This window comes from Streptomyces sp. NRRL WC-3605 (genome assembly GCF_001509795.1).
Taxonomy (GTDB): Bacteria; Actinomycetota; Actinomycetes; order Streptomycetales; family Streptomycetaceae; genus Streptomyces; species Streptomyces viridochromogenes.
This window is the reverse complement of sequence record NZ_LLZN01000091.1, coordinates 1-20,503: the sequence shown is the minus strand read 5'-3', so window position 1 is coordinate 20,503 and position 20,503 is coordinate 1. Positions and strand designations below refer to the sequence as shown.

Sequence of the window (20,503 nt, the reverse complement as noted above, 5' to 3'; positions counted from 1 at the left end):
CGCGTGCTACTTGCCGTAGTAGGCGTTGTAGATCGAGATCGTCGCCTTGTTGCCCTTCTTGTCGGCGACCTTGCCGTGGAAGGAGATCCCCTTGCCCTTCGCGGGGTTCTTCACGGTGATCTTCCCGTTCTTCACGTCGAGCTTCTTCCAGGTCTGCCCGTAGTCGTACGACACGTACACGTGCAGCGACTTCAGGTTGCGGCCCGCCGCGGCGCCGACCACGGTGACCGGGAAGGTGACCTTCTTTCCGGCCTCGGCCCGGCTGTCCAGCCCGGTCTTCGCGCCGAACCGCACGGTGGAGGCCGGGAGGGACACCTGGTCACCGGACGGCTTCTTGGACCGGAAGGTCCAGCTCGCGTCGATCCGGGTGGAGGCGGCGGCGACCTTGACGCTCCGCTTCACCGAGGTCGTCAGGCGGTACTCGGCGTCCGCCGAGGGCACCTTGAACGCCTCGCCGAGCAGCGGGTCGGCGTTGGTGCCGATCTTGCTGCCGTTGCGGTAGAGGTTCGTGGTGACCGAGGTGACGTCGGACGACCCTGCGTGCTTGTTGGCGTCGGCGAACAGCGGCAGGAAGCCGTAGATGTCGTTGCCGTCGCGGAAGAGGCCGTAGTCCTTGTTGATGTGCGGTCCGAAGACGGCCGTGTTGAACGTCTTCGTGTAGCTCTTGCCCGCCGCGAAGGTCTGCGGGTCGCCCAGCGTGTAGAAGGCGTCCACGACCAGGAGGCCGTCGGCGTCCCGGCCGGAGTACTGCTCCATGTCGAACGTCCACTGGATCTTGTCGGACGTGGACACGTACAGCGTCCGGGTGCCGGGCAGCTTCTGCTCGACCGGCGTCGCGAACACGACGTCGTCGGGGAGGAAGCCGACCGGCAGCAGGGCTCCGGTCTTGCCGGGGGCGGCGGCGCCGAGGCCGCTCGACACCTTGGCGAGCTCGCCCGCCGTGAAGTGGCGGACCTTGTGCCCCTGGATCTTCTTCACCTTCGCCGAGGTGGCGACGTCGTACTCGGCCGCCGCGCCCCTGGTGTACTGGGCGTTCCAGGTCTGCGTCAGACCGCTCGCGATCTCCGGGCCGAGGTGGGCCATGCGCAGGTCGGCGAAGGAGCCGAGGCCGGCGGCGATGCCGATGCCCGCCGCGTCGTAGAAGTAGCCGGAGGCGGCGAAGACCGGCTCGGCCCGCGGGTCCGGCACGGTGATGTCGGCCGACCTCGTGGTGCGCGCGTCGATGGTCAGGGTGGTGTTCCGGGTGACGTTCAGCTTGGGCTGGACCACCCAGTCGAGGCCGCCCTCCATGGTCACCCAGTCCTTGGCGATCCAGGCGTCCATCAGGTAAGTGCCCTTGGGCACGCGCAGCCTGACCGTCCCGGAGGGGGTCGTGGGCACCTGGTAGAAGCGCTCGTCGGCCAGGCCGGAGAAGCCGATCAGGGCCGTGTTGTACTCGGGCGCGGGCTTGCCGTCACGGCCGATGTGCTTGACGGTGACGTCGTACGACTCCACCTCGCGCTGGACCGCGGCGGCCGTACGGACGCTCTGCCCGCCGCCCGTCGCCGTGACGTACGCGGAGTAGGCGCCGTCCAGGGTGCCGCCCAGCCGGGTGTCGACGGTGAAGTCGACGGAGGCCGTGCCACCCGCCGGGACCGTCACCTCGGTCGCGCCGAGCTTGAAGAAGCCCGCCGGGGCGGCGTGGCCCTCGGGGTCGGTGGCCTTCACGGCGAGCCGGAGCGTGACGTCCTTCGTGCCGAGGTTGCGGTACGTCAGCTTCCGGGCGTCCGGCTTGTCGTCGGTGTGCGGCCACTGCTGGGTGCCGAAGCTCACCGACACCGGCTCGGCGATCACGTTCTGCTTGATGGCCTTGTCGACCTGGACGCGGCCGGCGCCCTGCTGGAACGGCGTGTACGCGCCGCCCTTCGCGGAGGCGGTCAGCGCGCCCTTCAGCTCGGTGTACGTCCAGTCCGGGTGCTGCTGCTTGAGGATCGCCGCCGCGCCGGCGACGTGCGGGGTCGCCATCGAGGTGCCCTCGATGGTCACGTAGCCGGGCGGGTTCTCCCCGACCTCCTGCGCGATGACGCTGCCCTTGGCGGAGGCGGCCGTGATGTCCACGCCGGGCGCGGTCACGTCCGGCTTGACCGCCCCGTCGCCGGCCCGGGGGCCGGTGCTGGACCAGGGGGCGAGGGCGTCCTTGTCGTCGACGGCGCCGACGGTGAGCGCGGCGTCCGCGCTGCCGGGCGATCCGACGGACTCCGGGCCCGCGTTGCCCGCCGCGATGGTGAACAGGACGCCCTTCTCGGCGGACAGCTTGTCGACCGCCGCCTCCAGCGGGTCGACCTCGGGGGTGTCGGTGCCGCCCAGGCTCATGTTGACGATCTGTGCGCCCTGTTCGGCGGCCCACTCCATGCCGGCGAGGATGCTCGAGTCGTCGCCGTAGCCCTCGTCGTCGAGGACCTTGCCGTTGAGGATGGCGGCGCCGGGCGCGACGCCCTTGTACTTTCCGCCGGACTTGGCGCCGGTGCCCGCCGCGATGGACGCGACATGGGTGCCGTGCCCGACCTTGTCGGTGGTGCCGGGTGCCGGGCTGAAGTTCTTGGCGGCGACCACCTGGCCCTCGAGGTCCGGGTGGGTCGCGTCGACCCCGGTGTCCAGGACGGCGATCTTCACGCCCTTGCCGTCGTAGCCGGCCGCCCACGCCTTGGGGGCGCCGATCTGCGCGACGGACTTGTCGAGGCTGGCCCTGCGCACGCCGTCGAGCCAGACGTGCGCGACGCCGGAGGCGGTGCGGTCGCCGTCGGTGAGCGCGTCCCACAGGCCGGGGGCTCCCCGGTCCGTGGTCTGCACGGCGTCCGCGTTGAGGGACTTCAGGGTGCGCCGCAGGGTGCCGGCGTCGCGGACGTCCGCCTTGGCGCCGGTGGCGGCCCCCCGGTAGCCGACGATGACCTTCGGGCCCTTGGCGCCGGAGGCGCCGGTGCGCGACCTCGTCAGTTCGGTGACGTCGAACAGGCGCCGGTCGAGCGTGCCGTCGGCGACCAGCCCGGCCGCGTCGGCCGGTATCACGAGGGTGTGCCCGTCGATCCTGCGTATCTGGACGGGTATGCGGGTGCGTCCCTTCGCCCGCTCCAGGCCGACGACCCGGCCCTTGGAGTCGACGGAGACCCGGTCGCCCGTGATCAGGGTGACGCGGTGCGGGGACGGGTCGGAGGCGGCACCCGAGGGTCGCCGCTCGGGCTGGGCGGACGCGGGGCCGGTCGTTCCCGCGGTGAGAGCGAGGGCGGCCGCCGAGGCGACGGCGGCCGCGCATGCTCGTCTGACGTGTCTGCGCAAGTTTCCCCCTTGCAGAAGAACCGGGTGAGCTCCCGGCTCACCCGTCCGGGGGTGGTCCCGTACGCATGCGCGTCGCCCCCCGGATCACGCAGTATGCCGAGGGGTGATCTCACGCCTCAAGGGAGCGGCGCGAGTTGGCGGGCACGCCGGGCGACTGTTACCTCACCTGCCCAACTCCGTTACACAGTCGCGGGGTTGAGTCTTGGCGTTCTCCTTGACGGTGATGCGTCCCTTGCGGATGGTCGCCACCCGCGGGGCCTTCCGCGCGATCGCCGAGTCGTGGGTGACCATGATGAAGGTCAACCCCAGCTCCTGCCACATGCGTTCGAGCACGTCCATGATCTCGTCGCGCGTCGACTCGTCGAGGTTGCCGGTGGGTTCGTCCGCGAGGAGCACCTTGGGCCGCTTGACGAGGGCGCGGGCGACGGCCACCCGCTGCTGCTGGCCGCCGGACATCTCGGACGGCAGATGGCCGAGCCGCTCGCCCAGGCCCACGGAGTCGAGCGCCTCGGCGGCCCGCTCCCGGCGCTCGCGGGCCTTCAGGCCGAGCGGGACCAGCGCGGTCTCCACGTTCTCCTGGGCGGTGAGGGTGGGGATGAGGTTGAAGGACTGGAAGACGAAGCCGATGTTCTCGCTGCGGACCCGGGTCAGCCGGGCCTCGGGCAGCCCCGTCAGGTCGGTGCCGTCGAGGGCGACCTCGCCGGAGGTCGGCCGGTCCAGGCCGCCCAGCATCTGCAGCAGCGTCGACTTGCCGCCGCCGGTGGGGCCCTGGATGACGAGCCGGTCTCCGTCCGGGACGGTGAGATCGATCGCGTCGAGGGCGAGGACGGTGTCCTTGCCGCGGGTGTAGCGCTTGGTGACGTTCCTGAGTTCGTACATGGTGGCTCCTGGGTCGGGTTCGGGGTGGTGGGCGTCGTTCCCGGCCGCTACTCGACGCGGCGTAGTGCGTCCGCGGGGCGCAGCCGTGAGGCCCGCCAGCCGCCGAACGCGCCCGCGATCAGGCCGCCCGCCACCGCGAGGCCGACCGCCAGGCCCACCGTGGTGAGGCTGACCGGCGCGGTCAGGGCGACCTCCAGCGTCCGGGCCGCGCTCTCCCGCGCGGGGCCGCCGAAGCCGCCCCCTCCGGCGGGTCCGCTCATGCCGCCTCCCCCGGGGCCGCCGCCGCCCAGCTCCGCCTGGAGCGTCGGGCTGACGGCGGTCACCGCGTAGGCGCCGGCCAGGCCGACCGCGATGCCCAGGACGCCGCCGAGCAGGCCGTTGACGACCGCCTCGCCGACGACCTGCCGGGTCACCCGGCCCGACTTCCAGCCGAGCGCCTTGAGGGTGCCGAACTCCCGCACCCGGCGCGAGACCGCCGAGGAGGTCAGCAGCCCGGCCACCAGGAACGCGGCCACGAGCACCGCGACGGACAGCCAGGTGCCGACGCGGGTGGCGAGCGAGGACGCCGTGGACAGGGAGCCGGACACCGTGTCCGCGAGGTCGGCGGAGGTCGTCACCGTCGTACCGGAGACGTGCGTCTGGATGGCCGACTTCACGGCGTCGATGTGCTGGGAGCCGGTGGCCCGCACATAGATGGTGGTGACCTCGTCCTCGGCGTCGGCGAGGGTCTGCGCCCGCTTCAGCGGCATGTACAGGTTGGCCGCCGCGTCCCCGCTGTCGGGGGTGGCGATGCCGATGACCGTGAACTTCGTGCCCTTGACCGTGACGGTCGAGCCGGTCCTGAGCTTCTTCTCCTTGGCGTAGGAGGTGTCGGCGATCACGACCTTCGCGTCGGTCTCCGTCGCCTTGAACGTGCGGCCGCTGGTGATCTTCGAGGTGGTCAGGGGGCCGAGGCCGGTCCTGGTGACGTCGGCGCCGTAGACGGAGTAGCTGTTGACGTCGAAGTCGGCGCCGCCGCCGCGCACTTCGCCCTGCGGCTGCCCGGTGCCGCCCTGTCCGGGAGCGCGCTGCCCGCCGTTCCCGTCCTGCTGGAACCGGCCGCGGGTGAACTCGCCGCTGACCTTGAGGACGTGCAGACTGAGCCCGCCGACCGCGTCGGCGACACCCTCCTGCCTGCCGACCTTCGTGACGGTGGAGGCGGGCAGCGTCTGGAAGCCCTGGACCATGACGAGGTCGCTGGACTGCTCGTCGCCGGAGTCGTCGTCCCGGGCGTCGAACCGGAAGCGCGGGCGCTCCGACGCGCTCGGCGCGGGCTCGGCGGCCTTGGTGACGGTCATGTCCGTGCCCAGGCCGTACAGGGACTGCAGGACCTTGTCCTGGGCCCTGCTCATGCCGGAGGACACCGAGGTGACCACGATGACCAGCGCGATGCCCAGCGCGAGCCCGGAAGCGACGACGAGGGCCGCCTTTCGGCGGCGGCGCAGCTCGCGCCTCAGGTAGGTGAAGAACATGCGCCGCAAGCTATGGGCGGCGCCTGATGACGCGATAAGGCCGCGATAAGAGGGGGATGAGAAGGCCCGTACGGTCCCGGAAACGCCGATGCCGCCCCTGGGGGCGGCATCGGGTCGTGCGGGGGACGGGGGTGGCTCAGACGGCCGAGCCGGCCTTCCACTGGGCCCAGTCGAGGTTCCAGCCGTTGAGGCCGTTGTCCGGGGCGATGGTCTTGTCGCCGGTGTTCTGGACGACGACGACGTCACCGACCATGGAGTTGTTGAAGAACCAGTACCCGGCGGTGCCCTTGTCGTTGGCGCCCTTGGTGTCGGACAGGCCGACACAGCCGTGGCTGGTGTTCACGCTGCCGAAGATCGACTTGGCGCCCCAGTAGTTGCCGTGGATGAAGGTGCCCGAGGTGGACAGGCGGATGGCATGCGGCACGTCCTTGATGTCGTACTCGCCCTTGCCGTCGTCGTCCGTGAAGCCCACGGTCGCGCCGTTCATGCGCGTCTCCTTGAACTTCTCCGACATCACCATGACGCCTTCGTACGTCTTGTTGTCCGGGGAGCCGGCCGAGATCGGAATGGTCTTGACGACCTTGCCGTTCTGCGTGACGCGCATCTGCTTGGTCTTCGCGTCGACGTAGGAGACCTGGTTGCGGCCGATCTTGAAGTTGACCGTCTTCTGCTGGACGCCGTAGACGCCGTCGGCGCCCTCGACGCCGTCCAGGGCCATCTTCAGGGTGACCGTGGAGCCTTCCTTCCAGTAGTCCTGGGGGCGGCAGTCCATGCGCTTGTCGTTGAACCAGTGGCAGACGACTTCCTGGCCGCTGGTGGAGTTGACGGAGACGGCCTTCTGCACGGCGGCCTTGTTGGTGATCGCCTTGTCGAAGTTGATCGACACGGGCATCCCGACACCGACGGTGGAGCCGTCCTCCGGCGTGAAGTAGCCGAGGAAGCTGTTGTCCGGGGAGACGGTGGTGAAGGAGCCGTTCTCGTGGGCCTCCAGGCCCTTGGCGTCCTTGGCGGTCACCTGGATCTTGTAGGTCGTCGAGCGCTTCAGCGGGCCGCTGGGCTTCCAGCTCGTCTTGTCCGCGGATATCTGACCCTCGACGGCGGCACCGTCGGCGGTCGTCATCTTGACCTCCGTGAGCGATCCCTTGCTCACGGTGACGGCGGCGGAGTTGTTGATGGAGGCGTTGTCGGTACCGTCCTTCGGCGTGATCTTGATCTGCGCCTCGGAGGTCTTCTTGGCTGCGGCCTCGTCGACCTTGGCCTGCGAGGTGTCGCCGCCGCCCGAGGCGCCGTCGTCACCGCCCGAGCAGGCCGAGAGCACCAGGACACCGCCGAGCAGAGCGGACGCGGCCGCCAGGCCCTTGCGCCGCTTGCTTTTCGTCATCACACGCTTCTCCATCGTTCCCGAATCCCCATACGCCCGAGAGCCCCGTCAAGGATCTTCAACGCTACGACCGGTCCGTCCCGTTCCACATCCCTGTCATGTGTGGGGCACACCACCTCGGTCGTGTCCGGTGGTGCTGGTCTCGGTGCGTGCGCCCCATGAGACGACGGAACCCCGGGCGGCGGTTGCCGTCCGGGGTCACGATTTCCCCAAGACGCCTCAGCCGGCCCGCGTGGGCTCTTCGTCGTCGAAGTCCTCCTCGCCATCATCCTCGCCGAGGTCCCACTCGGGCGAATCCGGGTCGTAGTCGATGGACTCGGTCGACCAGGAGGCCTGGGTGAGCTCGATCCCCGGCACCTCACTGACCAGGTCGAACGGATCCACGAGATAGGCCAGCGCCTCCGCAGTGTCTTCCGTCACAGCGGTCTCGGCGTGCGCCCGCTCGTCCTCGGGCAGACCACCCTCGGCGGCCTCGCCCTCGATGCGCCCCAGCGCGGCGTCCCGCACGGCCCCCTCGTCGTCCACCTCCACGACGAGCTCCAGACGAAGACGTACAAAACGCGTGTTTTCCGGTGTACTCATACCCGGAGCGTACGGCTCATTTCTCCCGTGACTTTCCCGTGACCCGCGACTTTCACTACCATCGGCCCACACGGCCAATTCGCCGCTAGCGCAAGGGGATCGATATTCCGTGTCCGCCGCTCACCGATCGTCGTCCACCGCACGCCGATCGCTGCTGACCGCCACCGCCGCGGGAGCCCTGCTGGGCGCCCTGTGGTTCGTGCCCTCCGCCAACGCCACAGGTGGGGAACCGGCGAGAACGGAACCCACGGCGACCCCCTCCGTCCAGGTGACCCAGCAGGCGCGCGCCGCCTCCACCAGCACGGACGGCACCGCCGAGAGTGCACAGGACACCCGGCTCGCCGATACCGGAAGCTTCGACACCACCCCGTACATCGTGGGCGGGACGGCCTTCCTCGCGCTCGGCGCGGGGTTCGTCGCCTACTCGGTGCGTCGCGAACATCTCGGTTTCTGAAATATCTTGACGATTCTTTGACGCGGCCTTCATAGTCCGATCATGAAGAGATCATCGGGCGTGCGTGTAGCCGCCACGGTTGCCGTGAGCGCGCTGTCGCTCGCCCTTGTCACGGGTTGCGGTGGGGGGTCTGACGACGCGTCGAACGCGTCGGACGGGCAGGCCGCGAAGGACACGAAGGCCGCGAAGGCGCTCAGCGCCGCGGAATTGAAGAAGGCGATCATCGCCGACGGCGATGTCGAGGGCTACAAGGTGGACGCCTCCGGCAAGCAACTGCCGAAGTCCAAGGACCAGATCAAGAGCGCCGACGAGAAGTGCGCGCCGATCGCCTACGCCATGGGCGGCATGGCGCCGGGCGACTCGGCCTCGAACGCGGCCGTCATGGTCCAGCAGGACAAGCAGAAGCCCACCGACAACGCCTCCAAGTCCCTGGAGGACCTGACGGAGGGTGAGATCGAGGACTCGCTCACCGACGCGATGAGCCTGGACATGACCGTCGTCGGCCTGTCCTCGTACGACGGTGACGGTGCCGAGCAGACCTTCAAGTCCGTGTCGGACGCGGTGGACGGCTGCGCGGGCGGCTTCACCCTGACCATCCAGGGCACGGACCAGAAGCTCACCAAGCTCACCTCCGAGAAGGCGTCCGGCGCGGGCGACGAGTCGGTCGCGTTCACGGTGTCGAGCGACGCCGAGGACGGTGACGTCGCCACGACCCACGTCGAGGTGGTGCGGCACGGCGCGACGATCGCGACGTACTACACGATGAACATCGGCCTGATGATGACGGACAAGACGTACAGCGTCCCCGCCGCCGTCATCGATGCGCAGGCGGCCAAGCTGAAGTAACGTCCGCACGCCACAAAGGGGCCCTGTCGCACGACGGGGCCCCTTTTGCCGTCACGGGGACGGCCGCCGGCTCACAGCAGCGGACCGGTGACCTTCTCCACCGCCGCGACCAGCTGCCCGGTACGCACGAAGGCGTCCGCCGCTTCGAGGTCGGGGGCGAGGAACCGGTCGGGCCCGGCGCCCTGGACGCCCGCCGTCCGCGCGGCGTCGATGACCTGGCGGGAGGCCGGCGCCGGGGTGAGCCCGTCGCGCAGCTCTATCGCGCGGGTGGCCGCGTACAGCTCGACGGCGAGGACACGCGCAAGGTTGCCGACGGCGGTGCGCAGCTTGCGGGCCGCCGACCAGCCCATCGAGACGTGGTCCTCCTGCATGGCGGACGACGGGATCGAGTCCGCCGAGGCGGGCACGGCCAGCCGCTTCATCTCGCTGACCAGGGCGGCCTGCGTGTACTGGGCGATCATCAGGCCCGAGTCGACACCGGCGTCGTCGGCGAGGAACGGCGGCAGCCCGTGGCTGCGGTTCTTGTCCAGCAGCCGGTCGGTGCGGCGCTCGGCGATGGACGCGAGGTCGGCGGCGGCGATGGCGAGGAAGTCGAGCACGTAGGCGACGGGCGCCCCGTGGAAGTTGCCGTTGGACTCCACGCGGCCGTCGGGCAGCACCACGGGGTTGTCGACGGCCGAGGCCAGTTCGCGCTCGGCGACCAGCCGGGCGTGCGCGATCGTGTCCCGCCCGGCGCCGGCGACCTGCGGGGCGCAGCGCACGGAGTAGGCGTCCTGGACGCGGGGCGCGTCGTCCTGGTGGTGCCCGGTGAGCTCCGAACCCTTCAGCACGGCGGCCATGTTGGCGGCGGAGGCACCCTGCCCCGGGTGCGGGCGGATGGCGTGCAGCTCGGGCGCCAGCACCCGGTCGGTGCCGAGGAGGGCCTCCAGCGAGAGGGCGGCGGTGACGTCGGCGGACTTGTAGAGGGTGTCGAGGTCGGCGAGGGCCATGACCAGCATGCCGAGCATGCCGTCGGTGCCGTTGAGGAGGGCGAGGCCCTCCTTCTCGCGCAGTTCGACGGGCTCGATGCCGTGCGCGGCGAGGAGGTCGCGGGCGGGCCGCACGACACCGTCGGGGCCCTCGGCGTCGCCCTCGCCCATCAGCGCGAGGGCGCAGTGCGACAGCGGGGCGAGGTCGCCGGAGCAGCCGAGGGAGCCGTACTCGTGGACGACGGGCGTGATCCCGGCGTTGAGGACGTCGGCCATGGTCTGCGCGACCTCCGGCCGTACGCCCGTGTGGCCCGAGCAGACGGTCTTCAGACGCAGGAACATCAGCGCCCGGACGACCTCCCGCTCCACCCGGGGGCCCATGCCCGCGGCGTGCGAGCGGACGATGTTGCGCTGCAGCTGGGCCCGCAGCTCCGGGCTGATGTGCCGGGTCGCGAGGGCGCCGAAACCGGTGGAGACGCCGTAGACGGGCTCGGGCTTGGCCGCCAGCGCGTCCACGATCTCGCGGGCGGCGGCGAGGGCCTCGATCGCCTGCGACGACAGCTCGACGCGGGCTCCGCCGCGTGCCACGGCGAGGACGTCGGACGCGGTGACCCCGGACGTCCCCACCACCACAGTGTGCATATCCATATTCAGGAGCGTACGCAGTGAAGACGAAGATGTCACTAGTGGGTGGCCGCTCCACCCCTTACCGGGCCGCCCCGGTCACGGCACCCGCCCGCGGAACCGCCGCCGCTCCACGGCCCCCTCCCCGGAGGGCTCCGCGTCGGCGAGCCGTACCACCGGATCGTCCGGCCCCTCGCGCCCCGCGACCACGGGCCGCTCGGCCCGCAGCGCCTTGGCACGGTACTGGGCCGCGTCCGCCAGCCGGAACAGCCGCCGCGCGCTGCGCACCGGTCCGATCGGGTCCTCGGTGGACGCGACCCCGCACGCCACCCCCTCCCCCAGCTCCAACTCTGCCGCCCGGCGACACAGTTCGTCGGCCGCCTTGACCACGTCGTCCGCCGGGGAACCGACCACCAGCAGGCAGAACTCGTCCCCGCCGAGCCGGGCGGCGAGCGCGCCCGGCAGCATGGCCCCGCACAGCGACAGCACCGACCCGAACCGCTCCAGCAGCCGGTCGCCGACGGCGTGCCCCTGGGTGTCGTTGACCCGCTTGAGCCCGTTCAGGTCGCACACGACGAGGGAGACGACGACCCCGTCGACGCGATGCCGCTCCACGGCCTCCTCCAGCCGGACGTCCACGGCGCGGCGGTTGGCCAGTCCGGTGAGGGAGTCGGTGAACGCCAGCCGCCGGGCCTCCTCCAGCCGCTCGGTCTGCGCGAGCCCGGCGGCCACCACCGAGGCCAGCACGGTCGCGAAGTCGGCGTCGCCGCGCCCGAAGACGGGCACCCCGGCGGGGCGCGCCACATACAGCTCCCCCCAGGCCCGCCCGTGCAGCACGATCGGAGCGACCACACAGCAGCCACGGCCGCGCCGGCGCAGCGCGGCGACCCGCTGGTGGCAGTACCCGGGGTCGCCCGCGGAGGGACCCTCGGCCGTCTCCACCCAGGCGTCGGGCTCACCGCCGGCCGCCCACCGCTCGTGCAGGAACTCGGTGATCTCCGGGAACTGATGGACGGGATACGTCTCCTCGGCCGGGAACTCCTCCTCGCCCTGGGTGCGGTCCCCCACATTCACGAGGACGCGCAACCGCCCGAGCTCGCGCTCCCACACCGACAGCGCGGCGAAACTCCCCGCCAGCGCCCGGCACGCCCCGAGTGCGGCCGCCCGCCAGGACTCGCGCGGGGTGTGCGCCGCCGCCATCCCCTGGGCCAACGCGACCACGGCCGCGAGCCGTCTGTCCTCACCCATCACCCCAGGCTAGGGAGCTTTGCCCTTCTTTGGGAGATTGGTGTGGCGAACGGGGCGCTCACCGGGACACGACCGCGCCCGTCACTCCCCGGGCCACTGGGGTCTGCGCTTCTCATTGAAGGCGGCCACACCCTCCGCGCGATCCCCCGAGAACGCCACCGACCGCCAGGCCGCGTCCTCGACCTCCAGCCCGGCCCGCAGATCCATCCCGAAGCCGAGGCGCAGCGCCTTCTTCGCGGCCCGCAGTCCCACCGGCGAGTTGGCCGCCATCCGCCCGCCCAGCGCCAGGGCCTCCTCGCGGTCGCGCCCCTCCTCGACGAGCACGTCGACGAGGCCCAGCTCACGGGCCTCCGGGGCCTCGACCCGGCGCGCGGTGAAGATCAGCTCGGCCGCGCGGGCCGCCCCGACCCGGCGCGGCAGCAGCTGCGTACCGCCGCCCCCGGGGATCACGCCGACCGACACCTCGGGCAGGCCCACCACGGCCGTCGGGTCGGCGACGATCACGTCGCAGGACAGCGCCAGCTCGAAGCCGCCGCCCAGCGCGAAGCCGTGCACGGCGGCGACGGTCGGCACGGGCAGCTCCAGCACGCCCGTGTACGCGCCGCGCGCCACCGGGCGCTGCCGCACCAGGTCGGCGTCGCTGAAGGAGTTGCGCTCCTTCAGGTCCGCCCCGACGCAGAACGCCCGCTCGTGCGTGGAGGTGACCACCACGACCCGTACGTCACGGTCGGCGCCCAGCGCGGCGCACGCAGCCGCGATCGACCGGGCCATCTCCGTCGAGACGGCGTTCATGGCCTTGGGCCGGTCGAGGGCCAGCTCCGCGACATGCCCGTCCCCGTGCCGCCGCACCAGGACGAACTCCCCGAACCGCTCCTCACTCATGACACCCTCCGGTTAACGCGGGTTAACAACACTCGCCCCGATCATCGCAGCCCGGCCTCTCCGGGGAAAGGCCCACCACGCGCGGGTCCCGCACCACGCCCCGACACCCGTTCGAGTGACATCCCGCCCAAGTCCCGCTCCGCCTCCCACAGCACCGCATAACGTGCCGACACCACGGCGCCTCGGGGGCACAGGCGCGATGGGAGGGGACGCGATGGGCAACACGGCAGACAGACCGAAGGAACGGGCACCGGGCCGGATACCGGGGGCGCGGGAGGCGGACGCGGGCAGCCCGCAGCCGGTCCAGCCCACGACGTACGGAACGGGGTCACCGCAGACCCCGGACACCAGCCCGTCCGGCACCCCGAAACCGGTGCCCCTGGCAACGAGGGCCCACCCCGCGACGCCAGCCGCTCCCTCGACGCCGGCCGCACCCACGACGGCAGCCGCTCCAACGACACCGGCCGCTCCGTCGACGGCAGTCGCTCCCTCGACACCGGCCGCTGCGGGTACGGCCGCCCAGGCTCCGGCGAAGACCACGGATCCGAAGCCGACCCCGGGGCCGGCCAAGCCTGTACGGGCGTCGGACATGAGCCCGACCGCCGAGCCACCTCGGCCCTCGAAGCCGGCCGCTGCCGCCGGGGCCGGCCACGATCCGCAGCCCACCAAGGCCAAGGCATCGAAGCCGACCGCGCACCCGGCACACGCCCCGAAGCCACCCACGGCCGAGGCCAGGCCTCCGCAGCCGCCAGGGAACACGGGCGCCACACCCGGATCACCCCGACCCACGAAGCGAGCCACCGCCGACCCCAGCCGGGACGGGTCCCCGGCGAAGGCCCCGGGCCTGCCCACAGCCGCCGCCAAGCCTGCGCAGCCGCCGGCGAACAAGGGGGCCGCCCCCATCCCGGACCGGCCCCCGGCCAAAGCCCCGACCCTGCCCGCAGCCGCAGCCGCAGCCGCAGCCAAGCCTCCGCAGCCGTCACACGAAGCGGACGCAGCCCCCGAGTCGCCCCGGCCCACGAAGACAACCGCCGCACCCAGCCCGGACCGACCCCCGGCCAAGACACCGGGGTCGCCCGCTGCCGCAGCCTCGCAGGCGCAGGAGCCGAGCGCGCCCGGAGCCACCCCCGACGAAGCCATCCCCGACGAAGCCGACACGGCCGCCCACCCCCGGCTCGGGCGTCGGGGCCGGCATCGGCGGCGGCCGCACCGCAAGGCCCTGCTCGCGGCCGGGGGGCTGGCGCTGGCCGCCGGGGCGCTGAGTCTCGTGCGGCTGGCGCCCGAGACGGGGATTCCCGGGCTGGGGCCGGCGGACCCCGCCGACACGCCGGACCTCGCCATCGACGCCGGCGCCCCCGGCACCGGCACGGGCGGCGGCACCGGCACGGACCGCTCCACGGAGGCCGCCGCCACGCTCGCCCCGTCCGAACGCACCCGCCCCAGCCCGTCCGCCACCTCGGCCATGGGCGGCCTGGGCACCACGCCCACCGCCGGCTCGATCCTCGTGCCGACCGCGACGGCGAGCGGGGCGGGGTCCCCCGCGCCCGGCGCGACGGGTGACGCCTCGACGCCGGTGCGTCCTCCTCAGGCGCCGCCGGCCGCCACCGAGCCGTCCCGGCCCGCGCCCACGACGCCGCAGCACCCCTCGGCGCCGGGCCGCCCCACGGCGTCCCCGAGGCCGACACCGGCTCCGCAACCGTCGGAGCCCGACGACCGCGGCGTCTGCGTGCCGGTCATCGGGCTCTGCATCGATCTGTTCGGTTCCCGCGGCGGCCAGGACTGACAGGCCGCGGACCGAGGGCTCACTCCTCCCCGGCGGGTGCCCTCCGGGTCAGCAGCCAGGGTTCGACGACCCCGAGGCCACGCACGGGGCGCTGCCACATCGGCTGGAGCGCGAACCGGTACGCCGGCGGCTCCTCGCCCTCCTTCTCGGCGGTGGCGGCCGCCTCCGCCGCCTCGGCCTCCGAGGCGGGGGCCTCGGCGGTCCGGATCAGCTCCTCCGCGAACGCGCTGTCCACGAGGACGGCGTCGCGGGGGGCTATGGAGGTCAGCCGGGACGCGAGGTTCACCGTCGTGCCGAAGACATCGCCCATCCGGGTGGTCACGGTTCCGAAGGCGATGCCGACCCGCAGCTCCGGCATGGTCTCGTCGTGGGCCATCGTCTCGATGAGCCGCAGCGCGATCTCGGCCGCGACGCCCGCGTCGTCGGCCGCGTACAGCACCTCGTCGCCGAGCGTCTTGATCAGCCGTCCGCCGTTCGCGGCGACCAGGTCGGCCGCCGTGGTCTCGAAGGCCTCGACGAGCTCGCCGAGCTCCTCCTCCTCCATCCGGCGGGTCAGCCGCGTGAAGCCGACCAGGTCGGCGAAGCCCACGGCCAGCCGCCGGTCCACCATCTCCTCGTCGTCGGCTGCCTGTACGACCCGGCCGGTCGCGGCGGCCAGCTGGCGCCGCCAGACGTAGACGAGGAACTCCTCCAGTTCGGGCAGCAGCAGCTCGACCAGCGGATACGTGACCTCGGTACGGGTCATGCCGGGTTCCGGCGGCTCGGTCAGGCCCTCCAGGAACGAGTCGATCTGCCACTCCGCGAGCCGGGCCGTGGTCTGCCCGGTGGAGCGGGCCACCTGCACGGCCATGGCCTCGCTGAGCAGCCCCGCCTCGACCAGACCGGCCAGGCGCCGCAGCGCCAGCACGTCGGCCTCGGTGAGCGCCTTGGCCTGCCCGATGTCGGCGAAGCCCATGGCCCGCCAGAAGCGGGACGCCAGTTCCATGGAGACCCCGGCGCTGCGGGCGGCCTGGAACGGGGTGTAGCGCCGCTCGGCGCCGAGGATGAGCTGTTCCAGGCGCAGGGCGAGGGGGTCCTCGCCCGGTTCGGCGGCGTGGGGGTCCACGCGGCCGTCCCCGCCGGAGCCCGTGTCGTCGACGGTCACGCCTGCTGCCCTTCCGATCTGCCGCGGTCGAGTAAGCGACCGGCCTTCACTTTACGGCAGGTGTGCGCCAGCTCACTCCGTCGGGGAAAGCCGGCCCTGCCGTACCGCCGCTGGTGGGGTACCCGGGCGGCCGCGGTCCGATCCGGTCCACACCGGCCCGGCCGGGCCTCCGCTTCGCGCCCGGTTTCACGCCTGCCGCACCCGATGCGCCCGTACGGCCGCCGTCACGCCCGGCGCAGGTGCACGATGTCGCCGGCGCCCACCGGCTCCTGCACGCCCTCCCCGGTCGCGATCACGAGCCGCCCGTCGCCGTCGAGCGCGACGGCCTCCCCGGTGATCGCCCGGTCGCCCGGCAGTTCGGCCCGTACCTGCTTGCCCAACGTCGCACACCCGGCCGCGTACGTCTCCTGGAGTCCGCTGGCCACCGGGTCGCCGGTCGCGGCCAGCCACCGTCCGTACCACTCCTCCAGGGACCGCAGCACGGCCCGCAGCAGGGGGTCCCGGTCGGTGCTGACGGCGCCCGCGAGCGCCAGCGAGCCCGCCTGGGGCACCGGGAGCTCGTCCGCCCGCAAGGTCACGTTGATGCCGACGCCGATGACCACGCCGTCGTCACCGGCCCGCTCGGCCAGGATGCCGCCGGCCTTGCGCTCCTCGCCGCCGATGGTCACCAGCAGGTCGTTGGGCCACTTGAGTGCCGTGTCCACGCCCGCCGCACGCGACAGCCCGGTCGCCACGGCGACACCGGTCAGCAGCGGCAGCCACCCCCAGCGGGTCACCGGCACCCCGGCCGGGTTCAGCAGGACGGAGAAGAACAGCCCGGAGCGGGCCGGTGCCGTCCAGTCGCGGTCGAGGCGGCCCTTGCCGGCCGTCTGCTCCTCGGCGATCAGGACCGTGCCCTCCCCGGCCTCGCCCTTGGTGGCCAGGTCCACCAGGTCGGTGTTGGTGGAGCCGGTGCGCGCCACGATCCGCACGTCGCGCCAGAGTCCGCCCTCACGGACGAGTCCCCGGCGCAGCGCGGCGGCGTTGAGCGGCGGACGGTCCAGGTCCGACCAACGGCTGTCGTCTGATGCATCTCGCGGCGTCATGCAAGCCACCCTAGGTGTGTGAAACGCCGCACTGCTGATCCCGAGACCCCCCACTACTCTACGGATGAGTAACCGTCCCCCCTTTTGAGCAGGCAGGGAGCCGCGATCCCGATGTCCGAGCCGGAAGAGCAGATCGACATCCACACCACCGCGGGCAAGCTCGCGGATCTCCAGCGCCGCATCGAGGAAGCGACGCACGCCGGCTCCGCACGTGCCGTCGAGAAGCAGCACGCCAAGGGCAAGCTGACGGCCCGTGAGCGCATCGAACTCCTCCTCGACGAGGATTCGTTCGTCGAGCTCGACGAGTTCGCCCGGCACCGCTCCACCAACTTCGGGCTCGAGAAGAACCGCCCGTACGGCGACGGCGTGGTGACCGGCTACGGCACGGTCGACGGGCGCCCGGTGGCCGTGTTCTCGCAGGACTTCACCGTCTTCGGCGGCGCGCTCGGCGAGGTCTACGGCCAGAAGATCGTCAAGGTCATGGACTTCGCGCTGAAGACGGGCTGCCCGGTCATCGGCATCAACGACTCCGGCGGTGCCCGCATCCAGGAGGGTGTGGCCTCGCTGGGCGCGTACGGCGAGATCTTCCGCCGCAACACGCACGCCTCCGGCGTCATCCCGCAGATCAGCCTGGTCGTCGGCCCGTGTGCGGGCGGCGCGGTCTACTCCCCGGCGATCACCGACTTCACGGTGATGGTCGACCAGACCTCGCACATGTTCATCACCGGCCCGGACGTCATCAAGACCGTCACCGGCGAGGACGTCGGCTTCGAGGAGCTGGGCGGCGCCCGCACCCACAACTCCGCGTCCGGCGTGGCCCATCACATGGCGGGTGACGAGAAGGACGCCATCGAGTACGTCAAGCAGCTGCTGTCGTACCTGCCGTCCAACAACCTGTCCGAGCCCCCGGCGTTCCCGGAGGAGGCGGACCTGTCGGTCACGGACGAGGACCGCGAGCTGGACACGATCGTGCCGGACAGCGCGAACCAGCCGTACGACATGCACGCGGTGATCGAGCACGTCCTGGACGACGGCGAGTTCTTCGAGACGCAGGCGCTGTTCGCCCCGAACATCGTCACCGGTTTCGGCCGGGTCGAGGGCCGTCCCGTCGGGATCGTCGCCAACCAGCCGATGCAGTTCGCCGGCTGCCTGGACATCGCCGCCTCGGAGAAGGCCGCGCGGTTCGTGCGGACCTGCGACGCCTTCAACGTGCCGGTGCTGACCTTCGTCGACGTCCCCGGCTTCCTGCCGGGCGTGGACCAGGAGCACGACGGCATCATCCGCCGCGGCGCCAAGCTGATCTACGCGTACGCCGAGGCGACCGTCCCGCTGATCACGGTCATCACCCGCAAGGCGTTCGGCGGCGCCTACGACGTCATGGGCTCCAAGCACCTGGGCGCCGACCTCAACCTGGCCTGGCCGACGGCCCAGATCGCCGTGATGGGCGCGCAGGGCGCCGTCAACATCCTGCACCGCCGCACCATCGCCGAGTCGGACGACCCGGAGGCGACCCGCGCGCGGCTCATGCGGGAGTACGAGGACGCCCTGCTCAACCCGTACGTCGCGGCCGAACGCGGGTACGTCGACGCGGTGATCATGCCGTCCGACACCCGTCTGCACATCGTGCGCGGCCTGCGTCAGCTGCGGACGAAGCGGGAATCCCTGCCTCCGAAGAAGCACGGCAACATCCCCCTCTAGTCCCGCTGGGAGCCGTCATGAACATCAAGGTGGTCCGGGGCAACCCGACACCGGAGGAGCTGGCCGCCGCACTGGCGGTGGTCCGCGCCCGCGCCGCGGCGGCGGCAGCCGTGCCGCCCGGCGCACCCGAGCCGCGGGACGGGTGGTCGGACCCGTCCCGCATCGCCGCACACCGGCTGCCGCAGCCGGGCCCGGCCACATGGGCCCGTACGTACTGGCCCGGCTAGTGCTGGAAGGCGGCCCCGACGGCTTCGGCCATCACCTCGCACCCGGCGTCGTCCGGGTGCGGGTGATCGCCGAAGCCGCGGCGGGCCGAACCTGAGTACGCGTACTCAGGCGCCGGGCGCGGCGGCCGACCGACGATGGAAGGCATGCTGTGGTCCGACCCCGAGAACGAGCCGCCCGAGGAACTGCGCGAGATGCAGGACAGGTTGCGACGGCTGGGCGTTCTCATGGCACTGGCCATGGTCCTGACGATGATCGTGATCGGGCTGAGGTGAGCACGGCCCGCCCCGCCGATACGCTGACGGCATGACTGATCAGCCGCGCCGCCGACTCGTCCTCGCCTCCCAGTCCCCCGCCCGGCTCAATCTCCTGCGCCAGGCCGGACTGGCCCCGGAGGTCATCGTGAGCGGCGTCGACGAGGACGCCGTCACCGCCCCCACCCCCGCGGAGCTGGCCCTCGCGCTGGCCGAGGCGAAGGCGTCCGTCGTGGCGGCACGACCCGACGTCCAGGGCGCCCTCGTCATCGGCTGCGACTCGGTCCTCGACCTCGACGGGGAGCCCCTCGGCAAGCCGGCCGACGCCGAGGAGGCCACCGCCCGCTGGAAGGCCATGCGCGGCCGCGCGGGCACGCTCCAGACCGGTCACTGCGTCTACGACACCGCCACCGGCCGCTACGCGTCGGCGACCGCCTCCACGGTCGTCCGCTTCGGCGAGCCGACCGACGAGGAGATCGCCGCGTACGTGGCCTCCGGCGAACCGCTGCACGTGGCGGGCGCCTTCACCCTGGACGGCCGCTCCGCCCCGTTCATCGACGGCATCGAGGGCGACCACGGCAACGTCATCGGCATCAGCCTGCCCCTGGTCCGGCGGCTGCTCGGCCGGCTGGGCGTCGGGATCACGGAGTTGTGGGCGCCGGCGGAGGCGTGACCGGCGAGCCGCCGTCCGCGGAGCCGTCGCCGTCCCCCGCGGACGGGGCTTCGGCCGGCTTCGCGGGCGCGCCCTGACCGTCGTACGTCATCAGCACCAGCACGATCAGGGCGAACACGACGACCATGAAGAGGAACGCCGTCCAGCCCACCAGGCCCCACGCGAACGCGCCCAGCAGCGCGTGCACCACGGCGGCGCTGATCAGCAGGACACGCCCGAAGCCGGCCGGCGCGCGGTCGCGCAGGGCCACGAGCAGAGCCACCAGACCGCACAGAGCGAAGTAGGCGCCGAAGACGACTCCGCCCACCTTCGACGACACCGACATCACGTCAGGATCCAGACCGGCCAGGGACATGTCCTGGCGGTCGACGACGATCCCGAGGAACCAGTTCAGCGCCCCGACGCCGAGCGCCTCCACGAAGAGCACGACCGCCACGACCCACGCCACCGGCCTGCGCACCACCGGTCCCACCCACTTCCGAGCTCACCGAGCGCCGCCCCGGCCCATCCGGGCGCGGCCGCTGTTACCCCAAGTACGTTTCGAGACATCGCGAACGCTACTAACGGGTAAACCTTGGGACAAGGGTTCGGGCGGGGGCAAAGAATCATTGGGCCATTCGTAGGGATTCCACAAAGAAACCGAGTGGCCCGCAGCACGTGATGACAGAGACCTTGACCACAGCGGAGGGCTAGGGTTTCCCAGGAGAGACCTGCGTGCCGAGGCGCGACATGGGATTTCGCAGGGTGGACCGACCCGGAATCACGCTCCGTGTGGGCAAGGTCACCACTGGGGACGGGTCGAAGTGCCGTGTCGGCAGTCCCTAAACTCGGCTTGTTTCAAGGAGGGAGCCTCAATCGTGCGCAAGGTGCTCATCGCCAACCGTGGCGAAATCGCTGTCCGCGTGGCCCGGGCCTGCCGGGACGCCGGGATCGCGAGCGTGGCCGTCTACGCGG

19 protein-coding genes are annotated in these 20,503 nt (G+C 72.0%); 8 read left to right on the top strand and 11 right to left on the bottom strand.

What is annotated here, in order from left to right:
• Window positions 1–6 precede the first annotated feature (6 nt).
• From ADL34_RS28775 to ADL34_RS28755, 5 genes are all read right to left on the bottom strand, one after another.
• A complete protein-coding gene (locus tag ADL34_RS28775) occupies window positions 7–3,312 on the bottom strand; it encodes a S8 family peptidase (RefSeq protein ID WP_062671599.1) in 3,306 nt (1,101 codons plus the stop codon).
• A gap of 162 nt (window positions 3,313–3,474) precedes the next feature.
• Window positions 3,475–4,191: an ABC transporter ATP-binding protein gene (locus ADL34_RS28770; RefSeq protein WP_062671601.1), complete on the bottom strand. Its 717-nt coding sequence runs from the start codon at window positions 4,189–4,191 to the stop codon at window positions 3,475–3,477.
• A 47-nt stretch (window positions 4,192–4,238) separates the two neighbouring features.
• Entirely contained in the window at window positions 4,239–5,702 is a 1,464-nt protein-coding gene (locus ADL34_RS28765) for an ABC transporter permease (protein WP_062671603.1), read from the bottom strand.
• A gap of 136 nt (window positions 5,703–5,838) precedes the next feature.
• Window positions 5,839–7,098, bottom strand: a complete 1,260-nt coding sequence (locus tag ADL34_RS28760; protein ID WP_062671605.1) for a L,D-transpeptidase — start codon at window positions 7,096–7,098, stop codon at window positions 5,839–5,841.
• Between the two features lie 204 nt (window positions 7,099–7,302).
• Window positions 7,303–7,665, bottom strand: coding sequence for a hypothetical protein (locus tag ADL34_RS28755; protein ID WP_062671606.1), 363 nt, complete (start codon window positions 7,663–7,665; stop codon window positions 7,303–7,305).
• A 109-nt stretch (window positions 7,666–7,774) separates the two neighbouring features.
• Between ADL34_RS28755 and ADL34_RS28750 the strand changes: the two genes are divergently transcribed.
• Both ADL34_RS28750 and ADL34_RS28745 read left to right on the top strand, forming a co-directional pair.
• The gene (locus ADL34_RS28750; protein WP_063892373.1) at window positions 7,775–8,119 is read left to right on the top strand and encodes a hypothetical protein; all 345 of its coding nucleotides are present in this window, start codon (window positions 7,775–7,777) and stop codon (window positions 8,117–8,119) included.
• Between the two features lie 42 nt (window positions 8,120–8,161).
• Complete coding sequence (locus tag ADL34_RS28745) at window positions 8,162–8,965, top strand: hypothetical protein (protein ID WP_199835650.1); 804 nt, start codon at window positions 8,162–8,164, stop codon at window positions 8,963–8,965.
• Between the two features lie 71 nt (window positions 8,966–9,036).
• On the opposite strand, the gene hutH is transcribed toward ADL34_RS28745, so the two are convergent.
• From hutH to ADL34_RS28730, 3 genes are all read right to left on the bottom strand, one after another.
• Entirely contained in the window at window positions 9,037–10,575 is a 1,539-nt protein-coding gene (gene hutH / locus ADL34_RS28740; protein ID WP_062671608.1) for a histidine ammonia-lyase, read from the bottom strand.
• Between the two features lie 81 nt (window positions 10,576–10,656).
• Window positions 10,657–11,805 carry a sensor domain-containing diguanylate cyclase gene (locus tag ADL34_RS28735; RefSeq protein WP_062671609.1) on the bottom strand — a complete coding sequence of 383 codons (1,149 nt, stop codon included), beginning with the start codon at window positions 11,803–11,805 and terminating at the stop codon, window positions 10,657–10,659.
• Between the two features lie 81 nt (window positions 11,806–11,886).
• Entirely contained in the window at window positions 11,887–12,687 is an 801-nt protein-coding gene (locus tag ADL34_RS28730; protein WP_062671611.1) for an enoyl-CoA hydratase/isomerase family protein, read from the bottom strand.
• 1,267 nt (window positions 12,688–13,954) lie between these two features.
• Here ADL34_RS28730 and ADL34_RS28725 point away from each other — a divergent pair.
• Window positions 13,955–14,470, top strand: coding sequence for a hypothetical protein (locus ADL34_RS28725; RefSeq protein WP_062671613.1), 516 nt, complete (start codon window positions 13,955–13,957; stop codon window positions 14,468–14,470).
• Between the two features lie 19 nt (window positions 14,471–14,489).
• Here the strand turns inward: ADL34_RS28725 and ADL34_RS28720 are convergent, their stop codons facing one another.
• Together ADL34_RS28720 and ADL34_RS28715 are read right to left on the bottom strand one after the other, a co-directional pair.
• Complete coding sequence (locus ADL34_RS28720; RefSeq protein WP_062671615.1) at window positions 14,490–15,614, bottom strand: adenylate/guanylate cyclase domain-containing protein; 1,125 nt, start codon at window positions 15,612–15,614, stop codon at window positions 14,490–14,492.
• Between the two features lie 224 nt (window positions 15,615–15,838).
• The gene (locus ADL34_RS28715) at window positions 15,839–16,699 is read right to left on the bottom strand and encodes a biotin--[acetyl-CoA-carboxylase] ligase (protein WP_062671617.1); all 861 of its coding nucleotides are present in this window, start codon (window positions 16,697–16,699) and stop codon (window positions 15,839–15,841) included.
• 111 nt (window positions 16,700–16,810) lie between these two features.
• Between ADL34_RS28715 and ADL34_RS28710 the strand changes: the two genes are divergently transcribed.
• From ADL34_RS28710 to ADL34_RS28700, 4 genes are all read left to right on the top strand, one after another.
• Window positions 16,811–18,397 (top strand): acyl-CoA carboxylase subunit beta, encoded by a 1,587-nt coding sequence (locus ADL34_RS28710; protein WP_062671619.1) that lies wholly within the window; start codon window positions 16,811–16,813, stop codon window positions 18,395–18,397.
• 17 nt (window positions 18,398–18,414) lie between these two features.
• The gene (locus ADL34_RS28705) at window positions 18,415–18,624 is read left to right on the top strand and encodes an acyl-CoA carboxylase epsilon subunit (protein ID WP_062671621.1); all 210 of its coding nucleotides are present in this window, start codon (window positions 18,415–18,417) and stop codon (window positions 18,622–18,624) included.
• Between the two features lie 144 nt (window positions 18,625–18,768).
• Window positions 18,769–18,897, top strand: a complete 129-nt coding sequence (mmpB, locus tag ADL34_RS37075) for a morphogenic membrane protein MmpB (RefSeq protein ID WP_086869350.1) — start codon at window positions 18,769–18,771, stop codon at window positions 18,895–18,897.
• A gap of 31 nt (window positions 18,898–18,928) precedes the next feature.
• Window positions 18,929–19,549 carry a Maf family protein gene (locus tag ADL34_RS28700; RefSeq protein WP_062671623.1) on the top strand — a complete coding sequence of 207 codons (621 nt, stop codon included), beginning with the start codon at window positions 18,929–18,931 and terminating at the stop codon, window positions 19,547–19,549.
• On the opposite strand, the gene ADL34_RS28695 is transcribed toward ADL34_RS28700, so the two are convergent.
• Window positions 19,518–20,012 (bottom strand): hypothetical protein, encoded by a 495-nt coding sequence (locus ADL34_RS28695; RefSeq protein WP_062671631.1) that lies wholly within the window; start codon window positions 20,010–20,012, stop codon window positions 19,518–19,520. The two genes, ADL34_RS28700 and ADL34_RS28695, sit on opposite strands and share 32 nt — an antisense overlap.
• Window positions 20,013–20,406: 394 nt before the next feature.
• Here ADL34_RS28695 and ADL34_RS35240 point away from each other — a divergent pair.
• Window positions 20,407–20,503 (top strand): biotin carboxylase N-terminal domain-containing protein (locus ADL34_RS35240; protein ID WP_279617129.1); only part of this gene is annotated, 97 nt, incomplete at its 3' end.